Source organism: Phaeodactylibacter luteus (assembly GCF_007993045.1).
Taxonomy (GTDB): Bacteria; Bacteroidota; Bacteroidia; order Chitinophagales; family Saprospiraceae; genus Phaeodactylibacter; species Phaeodactylibacter luteus.
In genome coordinates this window covers 1-1,886 of record NZ_VOOR01000121.1, presented here as the reverse complement: position 1 = coordinate 1,886, position 1,886 = coordinate 1, and the positions used below count along the sequence as shown (strand labels likewise).

Sequence of the window (1,886 nt, the reverse complement as noted above, 5' to 3'; positions counted from 1 at the left end):
CGGCTGCACGGCGACCGCGACGGGCACGGTGAGCGGGGGCAGCGAAATAACACTTTCCTTAGCCCCAGCCCATTTGTCATGTGCTGGGGATGAAAACGGGGTTATCGTTAGTACCGTGAACGGGGGGAGCGAGCCGTACAGCTACCTTTGGAGCAATGGCAGCACACAGCCCGACATCAATAATTTATCAGCGGGCATTTATTCCTTGACTGTTACAGACCAAACGGGCTGTTCGGTTTCGGCACAAGCAGTGGTATCGGCCCCTACAGCCATTGTGGTATCTGTTACAACGGCTGCGGCTGTAGGCAGTACCGGTGGCACAGCCGAGGCTAATGCTACAGGCGGCACTTCACCTTATACTTATTCTTGGAGCAATGGTGCAATGGGAAATGAAGTTTCTGGCTTGCCAGCTGGAACCTACACCGTGACCGTATCCGACGCGAATGGCTGTACTGGAACGACAACCTTTCAAATTGAAACCGATGAGCCAGTAGCTTGCACGTCGAGGGGGCAGTCTACCCAATACGAGTGGATAGACCGGGTGCAAATAGGTGGCTTTGAGCACCAAAGCGGCAACAACGGAGGCTTAGGCGCATTTGGGAATATGATTGTGGGTTTGCCTTTGGGCGAAAGCCAGGAAGTGGTGTTAGAACCGGGGTATGCAGCCTTCACATTCAATGAATACTGGCGCATCTGGATAGACTGGAATCAGGACGGCGATTTCTTGGATGCAGGCGAACTGATGTTTCAGGCAGGCCCTTCCAATACGGCTGTGAGCGGAGCAATAACCGCTCCTGAGGGTACTGCCGAAGGCACTTATGCCATGCGCATCTCCATGAAATACGGAAGCCCCGCAGGCCCCTGCGACCTGATCCCTTACGGAGAAGTGGAGAACTACTCCGTGCAAGTTGCTGCAAGCCTGGGGTATTGTGAGGTGGGCGCAGTAAGTTCGGGGTCAGAATGGGTGGAAAGAGTAGTGCTGGGCAGTATTGACAACCTGTCGGGGAATGATGGCGGATATGGGGATTATACGAGCCTTTCCCATCCGGTAGCCCCCGGGCAGGAAGTAGCGCTTACGCTTACCCCAGGGTTTACGAGCTCCCCTTTTCCAGAGACTTGGCGGGTTTATGCCGATTTTAATCAAGATGGTGATTTTGATGACGACGGTGAGGTGGTCTATGCTCGGAATAATTATCCCTTCCCAACTTCTGGCACATTTACCATCCCGGAGAACACCCTGCCGGGGCTGGTCCGTGTCCGTGTCGTGATGAATTATGGGCAAGCAGCCGGGCCCTGCGGAGCTTTCCCCTGGGGGGAAGCAGAAGATTACACCTTGGATGTGCAGGGGCAAGGGCGGTTTGCACAGATCGGCACTCAGGCGATAGGCGCTGGGCTGCCAGCTGAGATGGATGTGGAGCAACCGGCGAGCGAGACAGAACGCCTTAGTGGTAACGTTTATCCTAACCCCGCAGTGGGACAAGCCTTACTGGAGTTGAAACTGCCGGCGGCAGGTGGAGTAGACATTTATCTCTATGATCATTTAGGGCGCAGGCTGCAGGTGCAGCGGATGAACCTTGGCGTAGGGGTGCAGCAGGCCACTTTAGACTTGAGCGGCTTGCCAGCTGGGAATTACCGGGTGGCAGCTGTTGCAGCAGGGAGGGTATGGTCTGCCCCGCTGATGGTTTTGCGAGAGTAGGCTAGCCTTGGGGCGGTTTTGCCTGCAAAAATTAGGTATCAGATTTTGGCCGCCGTGGGGGGCAAGCCCCCTTCGGCGGCACTTTTTTGACAGACAAAGGTACAGGCGGATCCCAAACAGGCTGTTATGCTTGAGTTGTTGAGAAGAGCAGTGCTTGAGCTTGGCGTATTCCAGGCAGGTGTTTGGAGCA

At 55.2% G+C, this 1,886-nt stretch carries 1 protein-coding gene; it reads left to right on the top strand.

The window, feature by feature from the left end; genetic code table 11:
* Nucleotides 1-1,696, top strand: a 1,696-nt coding sequence (locus tag FRY97_RS21710) for a GEVED domain-containing protein (protein ID WP_147169719.1), incomplete at its 5' end; no start/stop codon positions are given.
* Nucleotides 1,697-1,886 lie beyond the last annotated feature (190 nt).